The organism is Cellulomonas sp. plas2, assembly GCF_057221735.1.
The window spans coordinates 1-18,901 of record NZ_CM170155.1 but is presented as its reverse complement, the minus strand read 5'-3'; the positions used below and the strand labels follow the sequence as shown (position 1 = coordinate 18,901).

15 protein-coding genes and 2 tRNA genes are annotated in these 18,901 nt (G+C 73.6%); 3 read left to right on the top strand and 14 right to left on the bottom strand.

Annotated features, from left to right (window positions below; translation table 11 throughout):
* Entirely contained in the window at positions 1-933 is a 933-nt protein-coding gene (locus tag AC2TDM_RS00085; RefSeq protein WP_484635416.1) for a MetQ/NlpA family ABC transporter substrate-binding protein, read from the bottom strand.
* Positions 934-1,365: 432 nt separating this feature from the next.
* Here AC2TDM_RS00085 and AC2TDM_RS00080 point away from each other — a divergent pair, with 432 nt between their 5' ends.
* Positions 1,366-2,673, top strand: coding sequence for a uracil-xanthine permease family protein (locus AC2TDM_RS00080; RefSeq protein ID WP_484635415.1), 1,308 nt, complete (start codon positions 1,366-1,368; stop codon positions 2,671-2,673).
* Here AC2TDM_RS00080 and AC2TDM_RS00075 read toward each other — a convergent pair.
* Entirely contained in the window at positions 2,639-2,977 is a 339-nt protein-coding gene (locus AC2TDM_RS00075) for a DUF3140 domain-containing protein (protein WP_484635414.1), read from the bottom strand. The two genes, AC2TDM_RS00080 and AC2TDM_RS00075, sit on opposite strands and share 35 nt — an antisense overlap.
* A 138-nt stretch (positions 2,978-3,115) precedes the next feature.
* Here AC2TDM_RS00075 and AC2TDM_RS00070 point away from each other — a divergent pair, with 138 nt between their 5' ends.
* Positions 3,116-4,423: a sensor histidine kinase gene (locus AC2TDM_RS00070; RefSeq protein ID WP_484635413.1), complete on the top strand. Its 1,308-nt coding sequence runs from the start codon at positions 3,116-3,118 to the stop codon at positions 4,421-4,423.
* A complete protein-coding gene (locus tag AC2TDM_RS00065) occupies positions 4,420-5,133 on the top strand; it encodes a response regulator (RefSeq protein ID WP_484635412.1) in 714 nt (237 codons plus the stop codon). Before AC2TDM_RS00070 ends, AC2TDM_RS00065 begins: the two co-directional genes overlap by 4 nt.
* 45 nt (positions 5,134-5,178) lie before the next feature.
* On the opposite strand, the gene AC2TDM_RS00060 is transcribed toward AC2TDM_RS00065, so the two are convergent.
* The 12 genes from AC2TDM_RS00060 to dnaA form a co-directional block, all read right to left on the bottom strand.
* Positions 5,179-6,054 (bottom strand): diguanylate cyclase domain-containing protein, encoded by an 876-nt coding sequence (locus AC2TDM_RS00060; protein ID WP_484635411.1) that lies wholly within the window; start codon positions 6,052-6,054, stop codon positions 5,179-5,181.
* 251 nt (positions 6,055-6,305) lie between these two features.
* Positions 6,306-6,378, bottom strand: a tRNA-Ala gene (locus AC2TDM_RS00055).
* Between the two features lie 24 nt (positions 6,379-6,402).
* Positions 6,403-6,522 carry a DLW-39 family protein gene (locus AC2TDM_RS00050; RefSeq protein WP_217644270.1) on the bottom strand — a complete coding sequence of 40 codons (120 nt, stop codon included), beginning with the start codon at positions 6,520-6,522 and terminating at the stop codon, positions 6,403-6,405.
* 25 nt (positions 6,523-6,547) lie between these two features.
* Positions 6,548-6,621 (bottom strand) — tRNA-Ile (locus AC2TDM_RS00045).
* Between the two features lie 95 nt (positions 6,622-6,716).
* Positions 6,717-7,346 carry a DUF3566 domain-containing protein gene (locus AC2TDM_RS00040; protein ID WP_484635410.1) on the bottom strand — a complete coding sequence of 210 codons (630 nt, stop codon included), beginning with the start codon at positions 7,344-7,346 and terminating at the stop codon, positions 6,717-6,719.
* Positions 7,343-9,964, bottom strand: a complete 2,622-nt coding sequence (gene gyrA, locus AC2TDM_RS00035; protein ID WP_484636491.1) for a DNA gyrase subunit A — start codon at positions 9,962-9,964, stop codon at positions 7,343-7,345. Before gyrA ends, AC2TDM_RS00040 begins: the two co-directional genes overlap by 4 nt.
* Positions 9,965-10,113: 149 nt before the next feature.
* Positions 10,114-12,081 (bottom strand): DNA topoisomerase (ATP-hydrolyzing) subunit B, encoded by a 1,968-nt coding sequence (gyrB, locus tag AC2TDM_RS00030; protein WP_484636490.1) that lies wholly within the window; start codon positions 12,079-12,081, stop codon positions 10,114-10,116.
* A 344-nt stretch (positions 12,082-12,425) separates the two neighbouring features.
* A complete protein-coding gene (locus tag AC2TDM_RS00025) occupies positions 12,426-13,067 on the bottom strand; it encodes a DciA family protein (RefSeq protein ID WP_484635409.1) in 642 nt (213 codons plus the stop codon).
* Positions 13,054-14,355 carry a DNA replication/repair protein RecF gene (gene recF, locus AC2TDM_RS00020; protein ID WP_484635408.1) on the bottom strand — a complete coding sequence of 434 codons (1,302 nt, stop codon included), beginning with the start codon at positions 14,353-14,355 and terminating at the stop codon, positions 13,054-13,056. The genes AC2TDM_RS00025 and recF overlap by 14 nt, the downstream gene beginning before the upstream one ends.
* A gap of 63 nt (positions 14,356-14,418) precedes the next feature.
* Positions 14,419-15,330 (bottom strand): phosphogluconate dehydrogenase (NAD(+)-dependent, decarboxylating), encoded by a 912-nt coding sequence (gnd, locus tag AC2TDM_RS00015; RefSeq protein ID WP_484635407.1) that lies wholly within the window; start codon positions 15,328-15,330, stop codon positions 14,419-14,421.
* A gap of 108 nt (positions 15,331-15,438) precedes the next feature.
* Positions 15,439-16,569, bottom strand: a complete 1,131-nt coding sequence (dnaN, locus tag AC2TDM_RS00010) for a DNA polymerase III subunit beta (RefSeq protein ID WP_484635406.1) — start codon at positions 16,567-16,569, stop codon at positions 15,439-15,441.
* A gap of 658 nt (positions 16,570-17,227) precedes the next feature.
* A complete protein-coding gene (gene dnaA, locus AC2TDM_RS00005; protein WP_484635405.1) occupies positions 17,228-18,901 on the bottom strand; it encodes a chromosomal replication initiator protein DnaA in 1,674 nt (557 codons plus the stop codon).

Here is an 18,901-nt window from a genome sequence, read left to right as displayed (position 1 = left end):
TCAGCCCTGGGCCGCGGTGATGTCCTCCTCGAGACCCGACAGGATCCCGGCGAGCTCGTCCGCGCTCAGGTCGACGTCGACGGCGGTGCCCGCGGACTCGTCGAGCAGGCCCTGGACCACCTCGGGGCTGTGGTAGATCTCGACGACCTGCTCGAACAGCGGGTTGTCGGCGTCCTCGGCCCGCGCCGCGAAGACGTTGATGTAGGGCTCGGCCGCCGACTGGTCGTCGAGGTCGGAGTAGATCGCCGTCGTCGGGTCGATGCCCGCGTCGGAGGCGAAGTTGTTGTTGATGACCGCCGCGTCCAGCGACTGCAGCTGCACGGGGGTCTGGTTCGCGTCGACCGGCACGACCTCGACGCGCGAGCCCTCGAGCACGTCCGCCGGCGTCGACAGGGCGTTGCCGCCGTCCGCCAGCTCGACGAGGCCCGCCGACTGCAGGACGAGCAGCGCCCGGGCCTGGTTCGTCGGGTCGTTGGGGATCGCGACCTGGCCGCCGTCGGGGATCTCGTCGGGCGAGGCGTAGCCCTTCGTCGTGTACAGGCCGAGCTGGTAGATCGCCGTGGAGCCGATGGCCACGAGGTCCTCGCCGGCCTCCACGTTGTAGTTCGCCAGGAACAGCAGGTGCTGGAACTGGTTGAGGTCCAGCTGCCCCTGCGAGAGCTGCGGGTTGGGCTGCTGGTAGTCCGTGAAGTTCACCAGCTCGACGTCGATGCCCTCCTCGGCGGCGAGGTCCTCGAACGTGCGCCAGTAGTCCTTGGACTGGTCGGTCACGCCGATGGTGACCCTCTGCCGGTTCTCGGGGTCGGCGGTGGTGGTGGCCTGGGCGGCGCCGGAGGTCTCCCCGCCACCGCAGGCGGCCAGGGTGAGGGCGGCGACGGCGGCGAGGGCGCCGGTGCGCAGGGCGCGGCGACGGGGCAGGACGGCGAGGGTCATCTCGTGGTGCCTTTCGGGGCGGGGCGTGACCGGGGTCTGCTCGACCGGTCGGGTGCGGGTCAGGGTCGGACCCGGGACGCCACCCGGCGCGTGCGCACGGGCGTGACGTGGTCGCGCTCGGCAGGGCCGGGGAGGTCCGCCCGGGACCGGACGCGAGCGGTGAGGGCTCAGCGCACGGGGCGGCACAGGCAGCCACGACACATGCCGACCAGCGCGCCGGCGGCGCGGAGGGTGGCGGTCGTGGGCACGGTGCGGCTCCGGTTCCCTGGGGTGCGGACCGGGCGACGGTAGCACCGCGTCCGCCGCTCGGTCAGAGGGGCGCCAGACAGTGGGACGACTGGGGCTGGTCGTCCCGCCTACGGTGCGCGCGCCGCCGCTAGCCTGGCGCCGCCGTGCGGGAGCGCCGGCGACCCACGGACGGAGGGCACCGCGATGGCGGGACAGGGGTGGCGCCTGCACGGCGACGGACGACGGATCGCGCCCGGGGCGGTGGTCGCGCCGCAGGAGCGGCTCAGCTGGCCGCGGACGGTCGGCATCGGCATGCAGCACGTCGTCGCGATGTTCGGCGCGACCTTCCTCGTGCCGCTGCTGACGGGCTTCCCGCCGGCGACGACGCTGTTCTTCTCCGCCGTCGGCACCGCGCTGTTCCTGCTGCTGACCCGCGGCCGCGTGCCGAGCTACCTGGGGTCGAGCTTCGCGTTCCTCGCGCCGATCGCCGCGGCGCAGGACGCCGGCGGCCCGGCGGTTGCACTCGGCGGGGTCGTCGTCACCGGCGTCGCGCTGGCGCTGGTGGGGCTCGTCGTGCAGGCGGCCGGGGTGCGGTGGATCGACGTCCTCATGCCGCCCGTGGTCACGGGGACGATCGTCGCGCTCATCGGGCTCAACCTCGCGCCGACGGCGTGGGACTCCGTGCAGGCGGCCCCCGTGACGGCGGTGGTGACGCTGCTGGTGGTGGCGCTGGTGACGGTGCTGTTCCGCGGCATCCTCGGGCGGCTGGCCATCCTCGTCGGGGTGCTCGTCGGGTACGTCGTCGCGCTGCTGCGCGGCGAGGTGGACCTGCAGCCCGTGTCGGACGCCGCGTGGGTCGGCCTGCCCTCGTTCACGGCCCCGTCCTTCGACGTGTCCGTGCTCGGCCTGTTCCTGCCGGTGGTGCTCGTCCTCGTCGCCGAGAACATCGGTCACGTGAAGTCCGTCGCCGCCATGACGGGGCAGGACCTGGACCCCGTGACCGGGCGCGCGCTCATGGCCGACGGCCTGGCGACGACGCTGGCCGGCCTCGGCGGCGGCTCCGGCACGACGACGTACGCGGAGAACATCGGCGTCATGGCGGCCACCCGCGTCTACTCGACCGCGGCCTACTGGGTCGCCGCCGGTGCGGCCCTGCTGCTCAGCCTGTCGCCGAAGTTCGGCGCGGTCGTCTCGACCATCCCCGCGGGCGTCCTCGGCGGGGCGACGACGGTCCTCTACGGGATGATCGGCCTGCTCGGCGCCCGCATCTGGATCCAGCACCGCGTCGACTTCTCCGACCCGGTGAACCTCACGAGCGCCGCCGCGGCCCTGGTGATCGGCATCGCGAACTTCACGTGGGTCGCCGGCGACCTGACGTTCGGCGGCATCGCGCTCGGCACCGCCGCCGCGATCGGGCTGCACCACCTCATGCGGGCGGTGGCCCGGTGGCGCGGCACGGAGGCGGACGCGACGCTCGTCAGTCCTGCAGGGGGTCGTGCCCCCAGTTCATGAGCGACCAGCGCCAGTGCGTGTCGGTCACGTCGCCGTCCGGCCGCTGCGCGAGGTGCCGGTGCACGTAACCCGTCGCCTTCTTCATGTGCGCGAGGTCGTCGTCGGACAGGTCGGCCTTCTTCGTCCGCAGCAGCTCGACGATGCGCCGGCCGGAGGCGTGCCCCGTCGACTCCCCGCCGCCGTCGGACTTCTGCCCGACCTCCTGCGACTCGTCCGTGCCCAGCCAGTCCTCGAGCGCCTTCGGCGTCATGTTCACGGCCTCGCCGAACGCGCGCCGGATGTCGTCCGCCTCATCGGTGTCCACCCCCTCATGCTGCGCCGGGGCGGACGTCGGCGCACGCGGGCAGGCAGCCCTGACCTGCGACCCCTGCGACCAAAGGAGGAGACGGTCCCGCTCCACGGCTGATCCCCGGCGTCGAGGGCCCGCCCTAGCCTGACCGCCATGAGCCATCTCCCCGCACCGGCACCCGTGCCGGCCCCCGTCCCGCCGCCCGCGCTCGGAGCCTGGTCGCGCACGTGGCGGTACGTCGTGGTGGTCCTCGTCGCCCTGCTCGTCTGGGTCGTGGTCGCCTGGGACACGATCACCGCCGGGGGGACGCGGGAGGTGCCGCCGGCCGGGGACGACCTCGTCGTCGGGGTCGTCCTGGCCCTCGACGGACTGCTCGGGCTCGGCATGGTGGCGCTGCTCCCGCTGCGGCGCAGCCACCCGGTGCTCGTCGCCGGCGTGACCACCGCGGTCACGGCCGTCTCGGGCGCCGCGGTCGCCGCGGCGGCGCTCGCGATCGTGTCCTTGGCGACCCGTCGGCGGTGGCGCGAGGTCGTGGCTGTCGCGGCCGTGCTCCTGGGCGCGACCCTGGCCTACGAGCTCCTGTACCGGCCGGCGACCACCGGGCCTGCGGCGTCGGTGGTCGGGGCTGCGGGGTCGGCCGGCCTGGCGCTGATCGTCGTCGGCGCGCTCGTGGCGACCGGATCGTTCGTCGGGGCGCGCCGCGAGCTGCTCGTCCGGCTGCGGGAACGGGCGGAGACCGCCGAGCGGCAGCGTGCTGTCGAGACGGAGGCGGCGCGCGAGGCCGAGCGCCTCCGGATCGCGCGCGAGATGCACGACGTGCTCGCGCACCGCATCTCCCTCGTCGGGCTGCACGCCGGCGCGCTCGCCTACCGCACGGACCTCAGCCGCGAGGAGACCGCCCAGGTCGCCACGGTCGTGCAGGAGAACGCGCACGTCGCGCTGGAGGAGCTGCGCGAGGTGCTCGGCGTGCTGCGCAGCGGCGGTGGCACCGAGCCGGCGGGAGGTGTCGAGCCGGGCCGCGCCGACGAGGCGGCCGAGCCTCCCCAGCCGACGCTCGCCGAGCTCCCGGCGCTCGTGGCGGACGCGCGGGACGCCGGGCAGGTCGTCACGTGGCACGCGGACCTCGCCCCGGGCACCGACCTTCGGAGGGTGCAGGTGACGGCGTCCCGGACCGCCTTCCGCGTCGTGCAGGAGGGCCTGACCAACGCGCGTCGGCACGCGCCCGGTGCACCCGTGGACGTGCTCGTCACCACGACGCCCTCCGGGGCGCTCGAGGTGCGGGTCGGCAACCCGGCACCCGTCACCGCAGGCGCACACGGTGCCGACCTCCCAGCACCGACCGGGTGGGGCCTCACGGGCCTGCGGGAGCGCGCGGCGCTCGCCGGCGGCCGGCTGGAGGCGGGCCGCGACGAGCACGGCCTCTTCGTGCTCGCCCTGCACCTGCCCGGCGGTGCGGCGTGACGCCGCCGGTGCCCGGCCGGGTCACGGACGCGACCGCGGACGCCGTCCCGGGCGGCACCGTCCGGGTCGTCGTCGTCGACGACGACGCTCTCGTCCGGACGGGGCTGCGCCTCCTGCTCGGCGGCGACCCGACGATCGAGGTCGTCGGCGAGGCCGGCGACGGGCAGGAAGGACTGGCCCTGGTCCGGCGGCTCGTCCCGCACGTCGCGCTCATGGACATCCGGATGCCGCGCCTGGACGGCCTCGCGGCCACCCGTCGGGTCGTCGAGGAGGGCCTGCCGACGCGCGTCCTGGTCCTGACGACCTTCGACACGGACGAGATGGTCCTGACGGCCCTGCGCCACGGCGCGGCGGGGTTCCTGCTCAAGGACACGCCCCCGGCGGCCCTCGTCGAGGCGGTCCGACGCGTCGCGGCGGGCGACCCGATGCTGTCGCCGACCGTGACGGCGCGGGTGATCGCCGCTGCGACGGAGACCCGCGGCGACGACGTGCGGCGCCGGCAGGCGGTCCGCCGTCTCGACACCCTCACCGCCCGTGAGCGCGAGGTCGCCTCCGCCGTGGCCCGCGGCCTGACCAACGCCGAGATCGCCGCCGATCTCCACCTGGGCACCGCGACGGTGAAGACGCACGTGGGGCACCTGTTCGAGAAGCTCGACGCGACGAACCGCGTGCAGATCGCGCGGTACGTCCACGACGCCGGCGAGGCGTAGCGGATCGGCGACGGCTGCGGACGGGCCACGCCGGTCCGCGACCCGTCAGCGGCTGCGCTTGTCGCGGAACATGGCCGCGTCGGCCACCGCCAGGAGCGTGTCGCCGTCGGCCGCGTCGTGCGGGTGGACGGCCACGCCGATGCTGACGCCGACGCGCACGTCGCCGTCCGGCAGCGGGACGGGTCGCTCCACCGCCTGCCGCAGCCCCTCGACCAGCTCGCGCACGCGCCCGCCGCTCTCCAGCGGGAGGTCACCCACGACGACGACGAGCTCGTCCCCGCCGAACCGGGCCACGAGGTCGCCCGGCCGCAGCACCGCGCGCATCCTGCGCCCGATCTCGACGAGGAGCTGGTCGCCGGCCAGGTGCCCCCTGCTGTCGTTGACCTGCTTGTCGTCGTCGAGGTCGAGGAAGAGGACCGCCACCGCGCGCCCTGCGGCCGACGCGCGCGCGACCTCCCCCCGCAGGTGCTCCGCCAGCACGGTCCGGTTGGCCAGCCCGGTGAGCGGGTCCTGCGTCGCGGCCCGTGCGAGAGCCGTCTCCTGTGCCACCTGCGCGGTGACGTCGTGCTGCACCCCCACCCAGTAGCGGAGCGTCCCGTCGTCGTGGTGCACCGGGGACAGGTGCAGGTCGTTCCAGAACGTCGACCCGTCCGCGCGGTAGTTCAGGAGCCGCGCCCGGGTGTACCGACTCTCGGCCAGGCCGACCCGGAGGGCGTCGACGACGGCCTGGTCCGTGCCCGGACCCTGCAGGAACCGGCAGTTGCGCCCGAGCGCCGATGCGCGGGCGTAGCCCGTCAGCTGCTCGAAGCCGTCGTTGACGAACACCAGCGGCAGGTCGGCGTCACGGGCGTCGGCCACCAGCACCGCACTGCGCATCGCCGCCACGCACGCGGCGAGCGCGGCGTCGTCGATCGATGGCACCGCGGGCGGGACGTCGTCGGGTCGAGGGTCGCAGTCATCAGGAGTCATCGCCGTCAGTCTCGGAGGAGCAGCGCTGCGCCGCCTGCAGGACAGGCGGGTGCACTCGCCTGCCACCCGATCGTGTAGGCGCACCGCTCGTCACCGGGAGACGACCGCCGCCCCGGACGTGACGCCAGGGTGGGCCGTCGTGGCGGGAGGCACGCGGCAAGGCGCGTACGACCGGTCGCCCGGGCCTGAAGAACGGGCAGGAGTGGAGCCAAGGGGACTCGAACCCCTAACCCCCTGCTTGCAAAGCAGGTGCGCTACCAATTGCGCCATGGCCCCGGGGGTCCCGCGTGTGCGGGACCGTCAGGACACGTCGTCGGTGACCTCGGCCCAGAGCTCGCGCTCGTCGCGGTCCTGGGCGTACCGCTGGTACGCGCCGTACGCGACGGCGCCCAGCGCCGCCACGAGGAGCAGCCTCTTCACCGGACCTCCTGGAGGGGGGAGTGCGTGGGCCTAACAGGACTTGAACCTGTGACCTCTTCCTTATCAGGGAAGCGCTCTAACCGTCTGAGCTATAGGCCCGTGGCACGGTCCGACCCGGGGGCCGCGTGCGCCGGACGAGAGTACCCCAGCCCGTGCACGCGCCCCAAACCGGCGCCGTGCCGCCGACGACGAAGTCAGTCGTCCGTCATCGTGACGTGCAGCCCGCCGACGAGCGCCGCCACGAGGTTGTACAGGAACGCGCCGATCGTCGCGATGGCCGTCAGCAGCACGACGTCGATCACCGCGACCAGCATCGCCGCCGACACCACCCGCGGGAAGCGCAGGTAGTCCAGGACGTTGATGGTCGTCGCGTCGCCCACGACCGTGGTGATGAGCTCGTCGACCTGCGCGAAGACGCCCAGCCCGTCCAGCGTCAGCCACAGCACCGCCGTCGCGACGACGATGATGATGCCCACCGCGAAGGACAGCAGGAACGACAGCTTCATGACGGACCACGGGTCGACCCGCGAGATCGCCAGCCGCACGCGCCGGGGACCGGGCACGGCCTGCCGCGGCGCGGAGGCGGCAGCCGGACGACCCGTGGCCTGCGCGGCACCCGCGGCCGGCGACCCGCCGACGGGCACCTCGGCCGGCGGGACCGCCGAGCTGCCGGAGCTGGCCGTGCGCGGGCCCGTGCTGGTCTGGCTCATGGGCCCGTCCTTCGCGTCACCGGCGCCGGCCCGTCCGGCGTCGTCGGTCGTCCCGGGGCGCGGCACCACCGAGGTGCGCAGCGGACGTCCCTGCGGGGGCGTGGGTGTGCTCACGCGTCCCTCCCGTCAGCGGCGTCCGGCCCGGTCGTGCCGTCGTCCTCCACGCTACCGGCAGGCTCGGTCCCGTCAGCCTCGACCCGCGTGACGTCCGCCTCCACGACCTCGACGTCGACCGCCGGCACCAGGTCCTCCGCGACGACGACCTCCTCGGCCGCCTGTCGCTCGGGGTTGCGCGCCACCGCGATGATGCGGTCGCCGGGGTCGGGCTTCGCGAAGATGACGCCCTGCGTGGTGCGGCCCGTGGCGTTCACCTCGGCGGCCGCCGACCGGACGATCTTGCCGTGCTCCATGATGACGAGGACCTCGTCCTCCGGGTCGACGACGAGCGCGCCGACGAGGTCGCCGTTCGCCTCCGGCAGGTTCGCCACGCGCACGCCGAGCCCGCCACGACCCTGCTGGCGGTAGTTCTCCACCGTCAGCGCGGTCCGCTTGGCGATGCCGCCCTGGGTCACCGTGAACAGGTCCGCGTCCTCGCGCACGACGTCCATCGCCAGCAGCTCGTCGTCGCCCCGGAACTTCATGCCGGTGACGCCGGACGTGGCGCGGCCCATGGGACGCAGCGCCTCGTCGGAGGCGGTGAAGCGCACGGACTGGCCCTTGCGGGAGACGAGGATGACGTCCTGCTCGGGGTCGGCCAGGCGGGCGGCGACGAGCGCGTCGGCGCGGCCCTCCTCGTCCTCGCGCAGGTTGATCGCGATGACGCCGCCCGTGCGGTTCGTGTCGTAGTCGGACAGGCGGGTCTTCTTCACCAGGCCGCGCTGCGTGGCCAGCAGCAGGTACTGCGCCTGGTCGTAGCCGCGCAGGTCCAGCACCTGGGCGATCTTCTCGCCCGGCTGGAACGCCAGGAGGTTGGCCACGTGCTGGCCCTTGGCGTCGCGGCCGCCCTCGGGCAGCTCGTACGCCTTGGCGCGGTACACCCGGCCGAGGTTGGTGAAGAACAGCAGCCAGTGGTGGGTCGTCGTGGTGAAGAAGTGGTCGACGAGGTCGTCCTGGCGCAGCTGCGCCCCGCGCACGCCCTTCCCGCCACGGCGCTGGGCCCGGTAGGCGTCGGTGCGCGTGCGCTTGGCGTAGCCGCCGCGCGTGATGGTGACGACGACCTCCTCCTCGGCGATGAGGTCCTCGATGGAGACCTCGCCGTCGTGGGGGAGCACGCGGGTGCGCCGCTCGTCGCCGTAGCGGTCGACGACCTCGGCCAGCTCCTCCGACACGATGTCCCGCTGGCGCTGCTCGCTGGCGAGGATCGCGTTGTACTCCGCGATGAGCCGCTCCAGCTCCTGGTAGCGCTCGAGGATGTTCTGCCGCTCGAGGGCCGCGAGCTGGCGCAGCTGCATCTGGAGGATGGCGTTGGCCTGCTCCTCGTCGATGTCGAGCAGCTCCATGAGCCCCGTGCGCGCGGCGTCGGCGGACGCGGACGCCCGGATGAGGGCGATGACCTCGTCGAGCGCGTCGAGCGCCTTGAGGTAGCCGCGGTAGATGTGGATGCGCCGCTCGGCGTCGGCCAGCCGGTACTGCGTGCGCCGGCGGATGACCTCGATCTGGTGCGTGACCCAGTGCCGCACGAACGCGTCGATGCTCAGCGTGCGCGGCACGCCGTCGACGAGCGCCAGCATGTTGGCGCCGAAGGTGTCCTGCAGCTGCGTGTGCTTGTAGAGGTTGTTGAGGACGACCTTGGCGACCGCGTCCCGCTTGAGGACGATGACGAGACGCTGACCGGTGCGGCCCGAGGTCTCGTCGCGCACGTCGGCGATGCCCTGGACGCGGCCGTCGCGCGCGAGCTCGACGATCTTCTCCGCGAGGCGGTCGGGGTTGACCTGGTACGGCAGCTCGGTGGCCACCAGGCAGATCCGGTTCTGGATCTCCTCGACCTCGACGACCGCGCGCATGGTGATGGAGCCGCGCCCGGTGCGGTACGCCTCCTCGATGCCGCGGTGGCCGAGGATCGTCGCCGCGGTGGGGAAGTCCGGGCCCTTGATGCGCTCGAGCAGCGCCTCGAGGAGCTCCTCCTTGCTCGCGTCCGGGTGGTCCAGGTGCCACTGCACGCCCGCGGCGACCTCGCGCAGGTTGTGCGGCGGGATGTTCGTCGCCATGCCGACGGCGATGCCGGCCGAGCCGTTGACGAGCAGGTTCGGGAACCGGGACGGCAGGACGACGGGCTCCTGCTCGCGGCCGTCGTAGTTGTCCTGGAAGTCGACGGTGTCCTCGTCGATGTTCCGGACCATCTCCATGGCCAGCGGCGCCATGCGGCACTCGGTGTACCGCGGGGCGGCGGCCGGGTCGTCGCCGGGGGAGCCGAAGTTCCCCTGGCCGGCGACGAGCGGGTAGCGCAGCGACCAGTCCTGCACGAGGCGGACGAGCGCGTCGTAGATCGCGCCGTCGCCGTGCGGGTGGAACTTGCCCATGACGTCGCCGACGACGCGGCTGCACTTGGAGAACTGCCGGTCGGGGCGGTACCCGCCGTCGTACATCGCGTACAGGACGCGGCGGTGGACGGGCTTGAGGCCGTCGCGCACGTCGGGCAGCGCGCGCCCGACGATGACCGACATCGCGTAGTCCAGGTAGGACCGCTGCATCTCGAGCTGCAGGTCCACCTGGTCGATGCGGCCGTGCGCGATGCCGTCGGCGCCGACCTGCCAGAGCGGGTTCTCGGGGGTGCCGCCGCCGGGGCCGTCGGGGGTGTCCGTCACGGGAGTCCTTCGTCAGGGTCGAGGGGGATGTCGTCGGGGCCGGCGCCCGGGTGCTGCCGCACCCGCCGGCGGCCCGCCTAGATGTCGAGGAAGCGGACGTCCTTGGCGTTGCGCTGGATGAAGGAGCGCCGGGAGTCGACGTCCTCGCCCATGAGCACCGAGAAGATCTCGTCGGCGGCGGCCGCCTCGTCGAGCGTCACCTGCAGCAGGGTGCGGCGCTCCGGGTCCATCGTGGTCTCCCACAGCTCGGAGTAGTCCATCTCCCCGAGGCCCTTGTAGCGCTGGATGGCGTTGTCCTTGGGGATCCGCTTGCCGTTGGCCTGCCCGTCGGCCAGCACCGCGTCGCGCTCCCGGTCGGAGTACACGTAGTCGTGCGGCGCGTTCGACCACTTGATCCGGTACAGCGGCGGCTGCGCGAGGTAGACGTACCCGCCCGTGATGAGCCCCGGCATGTAGCGGAACAGCAGCGTCAGCAGGAGCGTGTTGATGTGCTTCCCGTCGACGTCGGCGTCGGCCATGATGACGACCTTGTGGTACCGCAGCTTGGCGATGTCGAAGTCCTCGCCGATGCCGGTGCCGAACGCCGCGATGAGCGCCTGGACCTCCTGGTTGCCCAGGGCGCGGTCGAGGCGGGCGCGCTCGACGTTGAGGATCTTGCCGCGGATGGCCAGGATCGCCTGCGTGCGCGGGTTGCGGCCCCGGACGGCGGAGCCGCCGGCGGAGTCGCCCTCGACGATGAACACCTCGCACTCGGCGGGGTTGTTGGACTGGCAGTCCTTGAGCTTGCCAGGCAGGCCGGCGGAGTCCATGAGGCCCTTGCGGCGCGTGGCCTCGCGGGCCTTGCGGGCCGCCATGCGTGCGGCCGCCGCGCCGATCGCCTTGCGGATGATGTCGCGGGCCTCGGTGGGGTGGGCGTCGAACCAGTCCGTGAGCCGCTCGGTGACGACGCGCTGGACGAACGTCTTGGCGATCGTGTTGCCGAGCTTCGTCTTCGTCTGGCCCTCGAACTGCGGCTCGCCGAGCTTGACGGAGATGACGGCGGTGAGCCCCTCGCGGATGTCGTCGCCCGTGAGGTTCTCGTCCTTCTCCTTGAGCAGGCCCTTCGTGCGCGCGTAGTCGTTGACCAGACGCGTCATGGCCGCGCGGAAGCCCTCCTCGTGCGTGCCGCCCTCCGTGGTGGAGATGGTGTTGGCGTAGGTGTGCACGGACTCGGAGTAGGCGTTGGTCCACTGCAGCGCGATCTCGGCCGAGATGCGGCGTGCGGTGTCCTCCGCCTCGATGTCGATGACGTCGGGGTGGACGACCTCGACCTTCTTGGCGGAGTTGAGGTGCTTGACGTAGTCCGTCAGGCCGCCGTCGTACTTGTAGGAGACGGTGTGGGCCTTGGTCGACGCCTCCTGCTCGTCCGTCGCCTCCGTGACCTCGTCGCCCGTGTCCGCGTGCTCCGGCCGCTCGTCCGTGAGCGTGATGCGCAGGCCCTTGTTGAGGAAGGCCATCTGCTGGAACCGCGAGCGCAGCGTCTCGAAGTCGTACTCGGTGGTCTCGAAGATCGCGGGGTCGGCCCAGAACGTCTGGGTGGTGCCCGTCTCCTCCGTGGCCGCACCCTGGCGCAGCTCCCCGTCGGGGCGCCCGCCGTCGCGGAAGTCCTGCTCCCAGGTGAAGCCGTCGCGCCTGACGACGGTCTGCACCTTCGTCGACAGCGCGTTGACGACGGAGATGCCCACGCCGTGCAGGCCGCCGGAGACGGCGTACCCGCTGCCGCCGAACTTGCCGCCCGCGTGCAGGATCGTCATGACCACCTCGACCGTCGGCCGGCCCTCGGTGGGGTGGATCGCGACGGGGATGCCGCGGCCGTTGTCGGACACGCGCACGCCGCCGTCGGGGAGCAGCGTCACGTCGATCGTGTCGCAGTAGCCGGCCAGCGCCTCGTCGACGGAGTTGTCGACCACCTCGTAGACGAGGTGGTGCAGCCCGCGCTCACCGGTGGAGCCGATGTACATGCCGGGCCGCTTGCGCACGGCCTCGAGGCCCTCGAGGACCGTGATGGCGTCGGCGCCGTAGGAGCCGTCGTGGGGGGCGCGGGCGGCCGGGGCGGCCTCGGCGACGCCGTCGGCGGCGGGGCTGGCGGGGGCGGCGTCGCTGCCGGGGACCGGGGGCGCCGGCTGCGGTACGGTCGCGTCGGCGGGGGTGGTCTCGTCGGCCACGGGCGGAGGGTCTCCTCGACGTTGTGTCCGCCCCGTGACGGCCCGCTCGTCGATCAGGAGAGCGGATCACCCCGGGACGTCCGTGTTCGCGGCTCTGGCAGGGTGCCAGCGCGCGGCTGTGAACCTCTGAAGTCTACTCCCCCCGTACGCGTTTTCCCGGCTGCGGGGCCGCCTGGGGACGGGGCCTAGCCCCAGGTGTCCCGGGGGCCACGCCCGCGCACGGACCGGGGGCCCCGGCCGAAGCCCGGTCCGGTCGGCCCCAGCACCGTCACCTCCACGACGACGCCCTCCCCGACGGTCTGCGCCAGCCGGCCCAGCAGCGTGGGTGCCAGCAGCCGCATCTGCGCGGCCCAGGCGGTGGAGTCGGTCCGCACGACGAGCTCCCCGCCGCCGAACCGCTCGACCACGCAGTGCTCGGCGACCTGCGGCCCGACGATGTCCGCCCAGCGTCCGACGACCCCGCCGACGAGGACGTCCTGCCGCCAGCCGGCCTCGTCGAGCAGACGCCCGAGCGTGGCGGCGACCGGTTGCGGGTCGCGGGCCGAGGGGTGGGCCCCGCTGCCGCCCGCCGCGGCCTCCGCCTGCCGCTCGGCGATCGCCAGCGCGGTGCGGCGCGGCGGGTCCCCGGGCCGCAGGCCGCGGGCGCGCGCGGCGGCCCGGGCACGGTTGAGCGCGGCCGCTGCCACGGTGGCGGGCGGCGTCAGCTCGACGAGCAGCCCCACCGGCGCCCCGGGCCCGGCGACCGGGCGTCCCGCCGACGTCGGTGCCGGGCCGGCGGCCGAGCCGGGCGACGATCCTGCTCCCGGATCCGGGTCACGCCCCGGCACGCGTGACCGTCCCGTCGCGGACGTCCACTCGCGCCCCGACGAGGGGCGCCGGCACGTCCTCGGCCACCGCCGCGGTGATGAGCACCTGCCGCGCCGGCGCGACGAGGGCCGCCAGCCGTGCACGCCGGCGGGCGTCGAGCTCGGCGAAGACGTCGTCGAGGACGAGCACGGGCTCGCCGTCGGGCCGGTCGTCGAAGACCCAGCCCTCCTCGTCGTCGGGCACGGGCACGCCCTCCCGGTGCACGGAGCCCGGCCCGGACAGCAGCCGCCAGGACGCCAGCCGCAGCGCGAGCGCGACGGACCAGGACTCGCCGTGGCTGGCGTACCCCTTCGCAGGCAGCCCGCCGAGGGTGAGGACGAGGTCGTCGCGGTGCGGCCCGACGAGGGACACGCCCCGCTCGACCTCCTTCGCGCGCAGCCGCGCCATGGCCTCGAGCAGCCGGCCCTCGACGAGCACGGGGTCGAGCCCCGGCGCGTCGTCGCCCCGTCCCGAGGGGCCGTCCGCCCTCCCGCCACCGGCCGCGTCCCGGGGGTCGCGACCCTGGTCCGCGTCCTCGAGCGCGGCGTCCACCGAGGCCCGGTACTCGAGCACCAACGCCCCCTGACCCGAGCTGACCTGCTCGTAGGCGTGCGCGGCGAGCGGCTGCAGCGCACGGACCAGCCGCCGCCGCGCGACGACGAGCTGCGCCCCCGCCGCGGCCAGCTTCGCGTCCCACACGTCGAGGGTGCGCAGGTCGGGGGCGGCGCGGGAGGACCGCGACGCGGCGGCCGCCGACTTCAGGAGCGCCGAGCGCTGGCGCAGCACCCGCTCGTAGTCCGTGACCGTGCCGGCCAGCCGCGGCGTGAGCTGCACCGACAGCTCGTCGAGGAACCGCCGCCGCCCGTCCGGGTCCCCCTTGACGAGCGCCAGGTCCTCCGGCGCGAAGAGGACCGAGCGCAGGATGCCGAGCACCTCGCGCGCGCGGCCCGGCGACCCGCCGTTGATGCGGGCGCGGTTCGCCCTGCCCGGCGTGACCTCGACCTCGAGCAGCGAGGCCCGGGGCTGCCCGGGGTCGATCTCCCGCACCACGCGGGTGCGCACCACGGCGCGGCTCGTCCCGTGCCGGACCAGCGCGGCGTCGGTCGGCACCCGGTGGCTGCCGAGCGTCGCGACGTACCCGACCGCCTCCACGAGGTTCGTCTTGCCCTGGCCGTTGGGCCCGACCAGCGCCGTCACCCCGGGGTCGAGCGGCAGCTCGACGGAGGGCCAGGAGCGGAAGTCGGTGACGGACAGGTGCGCGACGTACATCTCGGGGAGGGCGGTCGGGTGGGGTGCGGGCGGGTGCGCGGGCTCAGCGCGTGCGGGGCGCCGTCACTCCGGCGGCATGGTGACGCCGGGCTTGGCGGCGTGCACGGCGTGGCCACCGAACTGCTGGCGCAGCGCGGCGACGGCCTTCATCGCCGGCGACTGCTCCTGGCGCGAGGAGAAGCGGGCGAACAGGGCGGCGGAGATGACGGGGACCGGCACGGCGGCGTCGATCGCCTCGTCCACGGTCCAGCGCCCCTCGCCGGAGTCCTCGACCCAGTCGTCGATCTCGCCCAGGCCCGGGTCGGACTCGAGCGCCTGGACCAGGAGGTCGAGCAGCCAGGACCGCACGACGGTCCCGCGCGTCCAGGCCTTCATCGTGCCGGTCACGTCCGTGACCAGGTCCTTCGCCGCCAGCAGCTCGTAGCCCTCGGCGTACGCCTGCATGAGGCCGTACTCGATGCCGTTGTGGACCATCTTGGCGAAGTGGCCGGCGCCGACGGTCCCCGCGTGCACGAAGCCCTCCGCGCGCGGGCCCTCGGGGCGCAGGGCGTCGAAGACCGGCATGGCCTTCTCCACGAGCTCCGGCTCGCCGCCGACCATGAGGCCGTACCCGTTCTCCAGGCCCCACACGCCGCCGGACACGCCGGCGTCGATGAAGCCGACACCCGTGCGGCCGAGCAGCTCGGCGTGCGGGGCGTCGTCGACGTAGTAGGAGTTGCCGCCGTCGACGACGACGTCGCCCGCGGTGAGCAGGCCGGCGAGGTCCTCGATCACGGCGTGGGTCACCTTGCCGGCCGGGACCATCACCCAGACGACGCGCTCACCGGCCGGCAGAGCCGCGACGAGCTCCTCGAGGGAGGGCACGTCCGTGACGTCGGGGTTGCGGTCGTACCCCGTCACCTCGATGCCCGCGTTGCGCAGGCGCGTGCGCATGTTCGCGCCCATCTTGCCCAGGCCGACCAGACCGATGTGCATGCTCGTTCGTCCTCCAGTGGTGGGTGGCCGTCCCACTGTGCCGCGCGGTGCGGCGCCCGGCGAGCGGGCGGCGCGTCCGTGGGGGGCGTGCGGGACGGGTCGAGCGGCTCAGCCGGCGAAGCGGATCGGCACCAGCAGGTACCGGTACTCCTGGGAGTCCTCGCCGTCGATGCTGTCCTGGCCCGTGAACTCCACGGGCTTGTTCGGGTGCGTGAAGGAGAGCCGCACGAAGGGCGTGCTCAGGGCGCCGAGGCCGTCCTGCAGGAACTGCGGGTTGAACGCCACGGTGATGTCGTCGCCGACCAGCGTGGCCTCGAGCGCCTCAGAGGCCTGCGCGACGTCGCCCTGGCCGGCGTCGAGGACGACCTGGCCCTGGCTGAACGCGAGGCGGATGGGCGTGTTGCGCTCGGCGACGAGGGCCACGCGCCGGGCGGCCTCCGCCAGGGCGTGCGTCGCCACCACCGCGTGGATGGGCGTCTCGTCGGGGAAGAGGCGCCGCACGGCGGGGTAGTCGCCGTCGACGAGGAGGCTGGTCGTCTGCCGGCCGCCGGCCTCGAAGCCGATGAGGTCCACCCCCGCGCCCGACGAGAGTCCGATCGTGACGGTCCCGCCGCCGCCGAGGGACTTCGCCGCGTCCGACAGGGTGCGGGCGCGCACGAGCGCGACCGTCGACAGGTCGGGCCGCGCGGGCTTCCACGTCATCTCGCGCAGGGCCAGGCGGTACCGGTCGGTGGCCAGCAGCGTCACGCGCTCGCCCTCGATCTCGACCCGGACCCCGGTGAGCAGCGGCAGCGTGTCGTCCCGGCTCGCCGCGACGGAGACCTGGGCCACCGCGTGCGTGAGCTCGTCGCCGTCGACCGTGCCGCTCGTCGCGGGCAGGGCCGGCAGCGCGGGGTAGTCCTCGACGGGCATCGTCAGGAGGGTGAACCGCGAGGCGCCGCAGGTGAGCGTCACCTTCGTGCCCTCGAGCACCACGTCGACGGGCTTGCCGGGCAACGCGCGGCTGATCTCGGCCAGGAGCCGGCCGGAGACCAGGACCGTGCCCGCCTCGCTGACGTCGGCGGGCACCTGGGAGCGGGCGGAGACCTCGTAGTCGAACGACGAGAGCTGCAACGTGCCGGTCGTGTCGGCCTCGATGCGGACGCCCGCCAGCACCGGGACGGGCGGGCGCGTGGGGAGGCTGCGCGCCGTCCACGTCACGGCCTCGGCCAGGACGTCTCGTTCCACCCGGAACCTCATGCCACACCCCTCCGCCAGACCGGCCGTCGTCCGGGCGAACCTTACGCGAGCCGGGACCTCCGCCGGTCGGCCCCGACCCTGCCGCCGTCCGCCCTTCGCCGGTGTCCCATCGCCCCGTGGAGAGAGGTCTCTTCGTCGTCATCGCGGGTGTGCACCTTGTGGGCGACGAGGCGTCGGTGCAGGTCGGAGTGGCCGCGGACGTGTGGTTCGCCGGTGTGCGCGGCCTGGGTGCAGCGGTGGACGGGTGTGGACGGCGCTCGTGCCGTCCTGGTGCGTCCACGACGGCCGACCGCGCTGTCCACAGGGCCGTCGCGTGTCGTCCACCTCTGTCCACAGCACGGTGCACAGGTGTGGGCAGTCGTCCCATGCGTCCTTCGACCGGTGGACGAACGTCGCGTGACCGGCAGGTGACCTGTGGACGGCTGTCCGGTGTGCCCGGATCGTCGGACCTGTCCTGCGTGGACACCCGGTCGAGGGCCGGCGTCGGGTGTCGCCCGTGATCAGAGCGTGATCCGGAGGCCGGAGCACCGGCGGGGCCGGGGGGTCGACGAGGAGGGCTCGACACGGGGAGGGCACGCGGGCCGTCGTCGGATACGTCGCTCCTATCCACAGGAGCCTGTGGACAGGTGTGGACAACGGGGGTGGGGAGGCGCGCGCCTCAGGCGCGCTGCTGCTGCTTGATGCGGTTCGTCAGCTCGGTCACCTGGTTGTAGATGGACCGACGCTCCGCCATGAGCTCGCGGATCTTGCGGTTGGCGTGCATGACCGTGGTGTGGTCCCGACCGCCGAACGCCTGCCCGATCTTCGGCAGGGACATGTCCGTGAGCTCGCGGCACAGGTACATGGCGATCTGACGGGCGTTGACGAGGACCCGCGAGCGGGAGGTCCCGCACAGCTCGTCGATGGACAGGCTGAAGTACGCCGCCGTCTGGCCGATGACCGTCGCCGCGGTGATCTCCGGCGTCTGCTCGTCGCTGATGAGGTCCCGCAGGACGATCTCCGCGAGCGACAGGTCCACCTGCTGGCGGTTGAGGTTGGCGAACGCGGTCACCCGGATGAGCGCGCCCTCGAGCTCGCGGATGTTGGTGGAGATGCGCGAGGCGATGTACTCGACGACGTCGTCGGGCGACTGCAGGGACTCGCTCGTCGCCTTCTTGCGCAGGATGGCGATGCGCGTCTCGAGGTCCGGCGGCTGCACGTCCGTGATGAGCCCCCACTCGAAGCGGGAGCGCATGCGGTCCTCGAAGCCGTTGAGCTGCTTCGGCGGCAGGTCGGAGGTGATGACGACCTGCTTGTTCGCGTTGTGCAGGGTGTTGAACGTGTGGAAGAACTCCTCCATCGTCTGTTCCTTGCCCTGCAGGAACTGGATGTCGTCGATGAGGAGGACGTCCACCTCGCGGTAGCGGCGCTGGAACGCGCCGGCCTTGCCCTCGCCGATGGAGTTGATGAAGTCGTTCGTGAACTCCTCGGAGTTGACGAACCGCACGCGGACGCTGGGGTAGAGCGCCTGGGCGTAGTGGCCGATGGCGTGCAGCAGGTGCGTCTTGCCCAGGCCCGAGTCCCCGTAGATGAACAGCGGGTTGTAGGCCTTGGCGGGCGCCTCCGCGACCGCGACGGCGGCCGCGTGGGCGAAGCGGTTGGACGACCCCGGCACGAACGTCTCGAACGTGTACTTGGGGTTGAGCCGGCCGTTGTCCGCGGGCCGGCCGGGCCCGGCGGCCAGCGCCGGCGGACGCGCGCGGGGGGCGGGGTCGAAGGCGGCGTCGCCGCGGTACGCGTCGTGCTCCCGGTAGCCGTCGCCGTCGGGACTTCCGTAGCCGTCGAGCGCGGTCCGGCCGTCGGGGTAGGTCTCGGTCCGCCCACCGGGTCGCGTGCCGACCCGTCCGTCCGCGCGGGGTCCGTCGCCACGGGCACCGTCGGGTCGGGAGCCGTCGCCCCGGCGCAGGTCGTAGCCGTCCGCGTAGCGGTCGCCGCCGTAGCCGTCCGCCCGCCCGTTCCCGTACGCACCGCCGTCGTCGCCGTCGAGGGGGGCGGTGGTCTGCGTGGGGGTGGGCGCGGGGTCGTCGGGCATGGAGTCGTCGACCGTGACGGCGATCCGGGCCTCGCGGCCGAGCACGTCCACGAGCGCCGCGACCACCTCGCCGCGGGTGCGCGTCTCGAGGAAGTCCTTCGTCAGCTCGTTGGGGACGGCGAGCAGCATGGTGCCGTCGAGGAGCCCGAGGGGCCGCGCGAGGCGGACGAAGGCCAGCTGCCGCTGGGTGACGTCCTGGCTGCGTTCCAGCAGGTCGACGGCCTGCCGCCACACCGCCGTGCTCTCGTCCGCCTGTGCCAA

Coding starts and splice junctions, on each gene's coding strand:
- AC2TDM_RS00080 (WP_484635415.1), top strand. CDS start 1,366: ATGGCGGGACAGGGGTGGCGCCTGCACGGCGACGGACGACGGATCGCG.
- gnd (WP_484635407.1), bottom strand. CDS start 15,330: ATGCACATCGGTCTGGTCGGCCTGGGCAAGATGGGCGCGAACATGCGC.
- recF (WP_484635408.1), bottom strand. CDS start 14,355: ATGTACGTCGCGCACCTGTCCGTCACCGACTTCCGCTCCTGGCCCTCC.
- AC2TDM_RS00070 (WP_484635413.1), top strand. CDS start 3,116: ATGAGCCATCTCCCCGCACCGGCACCCGTGCCGGCCCCCGTCCCGCCG.
- dnaN (WP_484635406.1), bottom strand. CDS start 16,569: ATGAGGTTCCGGGTGGAACGAGACGTCCTGGCCGAGGCCGTGACGTGG.
- AC2TDM_RS00085 (WP_484635416.1), bottom strand. CDS start 933: ATGACCCTCGCCGTCCTGCCCCGTCGCCGCGCCCTGCGCACCGGCGCC.